The following is a 6,563-nucleotide window of genomic DNA, read 5'->3' on the forward strand; positions in this document are numbered from 1 at the left end:
TTCCATGGTAGCACTGGGCTTGTACTATGCCGATGGTCTGATCCCGGCCTTTGGTGGTAAAGGAGGCATCTTCGAACCTGCGAAGATCTATTATACCATTGTACTCTACGGAGTCCCATTCCTGGCCCTGTGTATGATGGGGAACACCGTAATCCGTGCAGAAGGTAAGCCCAAATTTGCCATGATCGCCATGATCATACCTTCCGTAGGAAACCTCCTGATGGACTACCTGTTTATCTATGTGTTCGATTGGGGGATGGCGGGCGCAGCCTGGGCCACCACCGGAGGTTACCTCCTTTGTTTTGGGTATATCTTGTACTTTTTTCTGTCTAAGAATTCGGAACTGAAGATCAGGCTTTCAGATTTTGGTCTTCACCTTCCCATACTGAAAGAGATAGGTTCTCTTGGTTTCGTCACGCTCTCCAGACAGGCAGTGACCAGTGTCACCTACCTTTTAATGAACAATATATTATTTGATCTGGGCGGTGAATCTATGGTGGCGGTTTATGCCATAATAGGCAGAACCTTGATGTTTGCCCTCTTTCCGGTTTTCGGGGTTACCCAGGGATTTTTACCCATTGCAGGATACAATTACGGAGCGCAAAAATATCAGCGGGTCCGTGAAAGTATCAACACGGCCATTGCTTACGCAGCAATTGTGGCCACCATTGTATTTATTGGACTTATGATCTTCCCGGCAGAGATCACAGGTTGGTTCCTTAGCAACAGGGAGGGCATGTCTGCTGCAGAAGTTGCCAGTAATTTGTTTGTGTTAGAAAACACACCATCTGCCATGCGCTGGGTATTTGCGGCAACGCCAATTATTGCTATTCAACTTATCGGGGCTGCCTACTTTCAGGCAGTGGGGAAGGCCGTTCCGGCGCTCCTGCTTACCTTAACAAGACAAGGCTTCTTCTTTATTCCCTTGGTCCTTATTCTTCCCATGTATTTAGGAGAACTTGGGGTATGGTTGTCCTTTCCTATTGCAGATACCCTGTCTACAATTGTGACGGGTTACTACCTCCGCAAAGAAGTTAGAACCTCCCTCATGGAGAAGTAAGCAGGCAATAGCCAAATCAATCCTAGCATGTGAAATTAAAAGCTTCTGGAGTATTTCGGATCGTAAAAATAAATGTGTAAGATGTCCAATTTTGATATAATTTTATATCAGTATTAACCACCTAAATAAAAGTATCCAATGAAAAAAATGATCATTAGTATAGTGGCCGTGATTGCGTTCATAAGTAACGCTCAGGCACAAGGAATTACATTTGGTGTAAAGGCTGGAGCCAATTTTTCCAACCTAAAAATTTCCTTCGATTCTGAAGGCGCTTCGCCTGATGGAGCAACCAGTTTTTTTATTGGGGGCTTGGTAGATGTTGGAATTTCGGAGAAAGTACATTTTCAGCCAGAGTTACAATATTCTATTGAAGGCGCAAAGGACGCGGATATCAGTTACGTAAATGTTCCTTTGATGTTAAAGTACTACATCGTAGAAGGCTTTAATCTTCAGGCAGGTCCTCAGTTGGGGATTTTGGTAGATGCCGAAGGAGGAACCGATGGATTAAAAACCTCCAATTTTGGAATTAACTTTGGAGCAGCCTTTGAAGTAATTGGCGGATTTTTCGCAGATGCCCGATACAATTTAGGGCTTTCAAATATTGCCGATGAAGATCCAGGTTTTGGCGATTTCACTTTGAAAACCAAAGGATTTCAGCTAGGTGTTGGGTACCGTTTTTAAATAATAAAGGTGACACACATTTTAAAGAGGAGGGTTACTGCCCTCCTTTTTTTGTTTCAGACCCTGATCATTTTCTGCCAATTGCCCGCATAAGCAAAAGAATTACCTGAAGTAGCCAACCAATGGGATAAGGGAGTATTAATAATCCCCACCACCATGATAATTCTGAAGTTCCCCCAAACCCTCCCAACGAGGATAAATAAAATAAAAAGATTACTCCAAAAGTGATCAATACGGCATTGAGCATAAACCATTTTCTATGACGATCATTGTTTCTTTTGGTTATAAATGTCAGTATAATACTACCAAATACAATGAGTACACTTCCCTCCAGCGGGTCTATAGTGCCCACACAGAAAAGTACAATCCCGAAGATGTAAAACACTTTTTTCCAGTCGAATTTTTTCATTGTAATTACAGTTTTATTTGGGTAGGGCAAATGTTACATAGGTTGCTCCAGACTTGGTCCCCATTTTGCCTCCTCCGCATGCTATGACCAGATACTGTTTCCCATTTACCTCATAGGTAGCCGGAGTGGCATAACCCCCGGCTGGCAGCCTGGTTTCCCATAATAACTCCCCGGTTTTCATATGAAAGGCCCTTAATTTTTCATCCTTGGTAGCGGCAATAAATAATACCCCACCGGCGGTAATAACCGGGCCACCGTAATTTTCAAGACCACTAACCGGAACGTTCGGATCTTCCAGGCTTTCTTCATGCCCCAGGGGGATCTTCCAGAGATACTCTCCGGTGTTGAGGTCTATGGCATTCAAGGTTCCCCATGGTGGTTTCATTACGGGATATCCCCGGTCATCTTTAAATCTTCCGAAGCCTACCATGGCGTAATTACTCTTAATTGATCTTTCTGTACGGCGATCCTTTTCCTCTGACTCTTTTTCTTTTTGATCTGTCAGGAAAGCAGAGATCATGGAGGTTTCATCTTTTGTTAAATTTGGCATGGCTGGCATGGCGCCCTTGCCTTTAGAGATCACATTTTCTATTTCCGCAGCACTCATCCGCAATTTAATTTGTCGTAATTCAGGAATCTCTCCCATTCCCTGAAATTCACCCCCATGACAACGAACGCAATGGATCTGTGCCAGCGTGGCACCCGGACTCAAAGGTTTACCGTCTTTTTCCCCTACTTTGGCCATCCTCACTATCCAGGCCATTTCGTTTCCATTGACATACATGATCCCCGTAGTAGGATCAACGGCGGCACCTCCCCATTCACCCCCTCCATCGGCGCCGGGATACAAAATTACTCCCCTGGTATCTATAGGAATAAATTGACCCCTGGATGTTACGGACGCCAATTTTTCGCGTACTGTAGGAGCACTAAAATTCTGCGCTTTATCAATAAAATCGTCAACATAGGATGGCTGATCCGGGGCGTATAGATCCTTCTCTGAAAGAGTTTGACGGGAGAAAGGAGCCGGCTTTAATGGAAGGGTCTGAATTCTGGAAGCTATATCTCCTTCTAAAGTAGTATTGGGATATTCCTTTTCTTCCATAGGGAATAAAGGTGCGCCTGTTAGTCTGTTAAAAATATAAACATGACCACTTTTGGTGATCTGGGCCACCGCGGGTACCATCACCCCATTGTGTGCTATTTCAAAAAGATTGGGAGGAGCCGGCAGATCCCTGTCCCACAGATCGTGACGCACCATTTGAAAGTGCCACAGTCGCTCCCCATTTTCAGCATCTAAGGCCAGTAAGGAATTGGCGAATAGGTTATCTCCCAGCCTATCTCCTCCGTACCAGTCAAAAGCCGCCGAACCTGTTGGGACATAGACAATACCGCGTTGCTCATCCAGGGCCATACCGGCCCAATTATTGGCTCCGCCAGCAGTTTTATAGGCATCTTTGGGCCATGTTTCATAGCCGTATTGATTAGGTTTAGGAATGGTATGGAAGATCCATTCCATCTCACCAGACAATACATTATAGGCCCTAATGTGCCCTGGTGCAGCACCGGGCGATTCTGAAGTTCGCCCACCCAGGATCAATAGGTTCTTATAAATCACCCCGGGGGTGGTAAGTACAATAGGGACACTGCTAATCTCTCTTTCCAGGCCAAGTCGCAGATCAATACTGCCCTGCTCTCCAAAAGATAGTACCAGGGCTCCTGTATTGAGATCCACAGCATACAGCTTGTGTCCTGAGGCATAGAAAATTCTGCTTGCTTCGTCTGTTTCAGACATCCAGACGGTTAACCCCCTGCTAAGTCCCAAGCCGGTTTTATCACTATTGTCAGGGGTAAATTGCCATAGCTGCTCCCCGGCATCGGCTGTTATCGCAAACAAGGCATTCTGTGGATTTATCCCAAAGAGAGTATTCCCAATGATCAGCGGATTAGTTTGTATCTGGCTATTTCTGCCCGGTTGCAGTGGGCCACTCTCATACTGCCATACAGGCTTCAAAAGATGAACATTGTTAGTGTCTATCTCACTGAGAATAGAGTAATGTGTGCGTGCAGGATCTCCCAGGTAATGAGACCAGTTCTTGAAATCCGGGTTATTGTAAATAGTTTCCTTTAGTTCTGCAGCCCGGTCTGCTGAATCACAGCCAATAAGATTTACGAGGCATATATTGAAGAGAACATATAAAAAAATAATAGAATATTGATGTTTGGAAAAAACAAGAGGAATTAATCTCATAGTGGATAATTCAATACTTTTAGAAAAGTACGAAAAATTGTCTGTTGTAAATTAATTACCTTTTTTGGCCTTTTAAGGACTGCTGGAATCCAAAACATTTTAATACTTTCATTTCCCGTATTTTCGAATTATTTAAAATCTGATCCTAGATACAGACATGCCAACATTTAAATACTTTTCAATATACCTTTTTTCACTTTCAGTATTTTGGCCAATGCTCACATTTGGTCAGGGGACCAATGATTCTATTGATTTAGTTAATCGTTTTTGGCATCAAAAAGATCTAGAAATAGATAGTATTCCAGGAACCGGGTTAGACAGAGTTCATAATGAATTACTTAAGGATAAAAAAGGAGTTGAGGTAGTTGTTGCGGTACTCGATACTAAAGTTGATATATTTCATGAGGATTTAGAGGGGAGAATTTGGATCAATAAAGATGAAATTCCAGGAAATGGCATTGATGATGATGAAAATGGTTATATCGATGATATCAACGGATGGAATTTCCTTGGAAATAAAGAAGGGGAGGATATTTTATATCAGCAGCCAGAATATGTTCGCTTCGTAAGAAGGTATAACAAAGAATTTTCCGGTAAGACAATTATAGATATTCCAGAAGAACAAATTGACGTATTTCGAAAATACTACGAGGCTAAAAAGAAGCTAGAAACCGAATATGAAGAGGCCATTGTCAAAAAGAGTTCCTTCGATTCCATTTATGACCTATACCAGGAAAGTAAATTACTAATTAGTAAGCATCTCAATGATAGCCTAATAACCACTGAGAAGCTGAAAAACCTGGAATCCATCAACCCATCCCTGAAAAAGTATACCAGCTTTTTTATAAATTTCATTTTGGAATACGGTATTGAAGATTCTGATATGCAATGGAACAAGTTATATTTTCAGAATAGGGTTATAAGGGATTTGAATATCGAGTACAATGACCGGGCCCTGTTACATGAGAATGAACGTGACATTTTAGATAAGGATTACGGAAATCCCATTGTTTATGGTGAAGCTAATATTGAACATTCAATAGGTGTATGCGGTATATTGGCAGCTACAAGAGATAATGGACTTGGTATTGATGGATTTTCAAACAACATTAAAATAATGCCAATTGTCATGGTCTCGGAAGGTGATGAACACGATAAAGACGTGGCATTGGCAATCAGATACGCCGTTGATAACGGAGCACATATCATTAATATGAGCTGGGGAAAATACCTGTCCTTAAACGAGCATTGGGTCATTGAAGCAATTAAATATGCGTGGGAAAATGATGTTTTGATTGTTTCATCGGCAGGAAATGACTCCAAAAATATCGATAATGATACTTATTATCCTACAGATTATTTTGAGGGAGAAGAATATGTTAATACGTTTATTTTGGTGGGAGGAACTACCCGGTATTTTGATGAACATTTAGTTGCCACATTTTCGAACTTTGGGAAACGCGATGTGGATATTTTTGCTCCCGCCGATGAAATATATACGACCAACACTTCAAATTCATATAAAGTTAGTAAGGGCACATCTTATTCAAGTCCGATTGTAGCCGGCACTGCGGCCTTAATAAAATCGTATTACCCAGAATTTTCATCTCTGGAAATAAAGACAATAATATTGGATGCCGGCACACCGGTTAATTTTGAAATTGAACTTAATCTGGAAGGCAACTCAACTAAAATGGTTCCTTTTTCGGAGGTATGTAAAACTGGAAAAATCATTAACACCTATAATGCATTGCTTTTTGCGGACGCTTTGCACGTAAAAAATGGAAAAACAGATAGATAAAGGAACTTTAATTATTACATTTAAGTCGAACTAGAACACTTAAAAAAATGAATTTCAAGACGTATCAACTGGCCTTATTTATGGCCTTCTTTTCATTAATTCTTACAACAAATGCACAAAGGCGCTCAAAAACAGTTGTTTCAGATCCAATTCCTGAAGCACTTTATTCTAGCCTGGAATACCGCCTGGTAGGTCCCTTTCGGGGAGGCAGATCTGCTGCGGTAACCGGAGTTCCCGGGCAGCCTAATCTCATTTACTTCGGAGCTACAGGCGGCGGAGTTTGGAAGACCATGGACGGAGGCAGAACCTGGGAAAATATCTCTGATGGATTTTTTGGAGGAAGTATAGGAGCCGTAGAGGT

General features: G+C 42.0%; 6 protein-coding genes. 4 read left to right on the top strand and 2 right to left on the bottom strand.

Annotation, left to right across the window (positions count from 1 at the left end):
- Positions 1–1,060: MATE family efflux transporter (locus WBM49_RS07090; protein ID WP_424371359.1), on the top strand; the 1,060-nt coding region annotated here is incomplete at its 5' end.
- Between the two features lie 138 nt (positions 1,061–1,198).
- Positions 1,199–1,741 carry a porin family protein gene (locus WBM49_RS07095; RefSeq protein ID WP_424371360.1) on the top strand — a complete coding sequence of 181 codons (543 nt, stop codon included), beginning with the start codon at positions 1,199–1,201 and terminating at the stop codon, positions 1,739–1,741.
- 67 nt (positions 1,742–1,808) lie between these two features.
- Here WBM49_RS07095 and WBM49_RS07100 read toward each other — a convergent pair whose 3' ends face one another.
- The gene (locus tag WBM49_RS07100; RefSeq protein ID WP_424371361.1) at positions 1,809–2,150 is read right to left on the bottom strand and encodes a hypothetical protein; all 342 of its coding nucleotides are present in this window, start codon (positions 2,148–2,150) and stop codon (positions 1,809–1,811) included.
- A 13-nt stretch (positions 2,151–2,163) separates the two neighbouring features.
- A complete protein-coding gene (locus tag WBM49_RS07105; RefSeq protein ID WP_424371362.1) occupies positions 2,164–4,401 on the bottom strand; it encodes a PQQ-binding-like beta-propeller repeat protein in 2,238 nt (745 codons plus the stop codon).
- A 157-nt stretch (positions 4,402–4,558) separates the two neighbouring features.
- Between WBM49_RS07105 and WBM49_RS07110 the strand changes: the two genes are divergently transcribed.
- Both WBM49_RS07110 and WBM49_RS07115 read left to right on the top strand, forming a co-directional pair.
- Positions 4,559–6,202 (top strand): S8 family serine peptidase, encoded by a 1,644-nt coding sequence (locus WBM49_RS07110; protein WP_424371363.1) that lies wholly within the window; start codon positions 4,559–4,561, stop codon positions 6,200–6,202.
- Between the two features lie 47 nt (positions 6,203–6,249).
- The coding region (locus tag WBM49_RS07115) for a WD40/YVTN/BNR-like repeat-containing protein (protein WP_424371364.1) at positions 6,250–6,563 on the top strand (314 nt) is incomplete at its 3' end.

This window comes from Muriicola sp., from assembly GCF_049669965.1.
In the GTDB taxonomy this organism is placed as follows: domain Bacteria; phylum Bacteroidota; class Bacteroidia; order Flavobacteriales; family Flavobacteriaceae; genus Muriicola.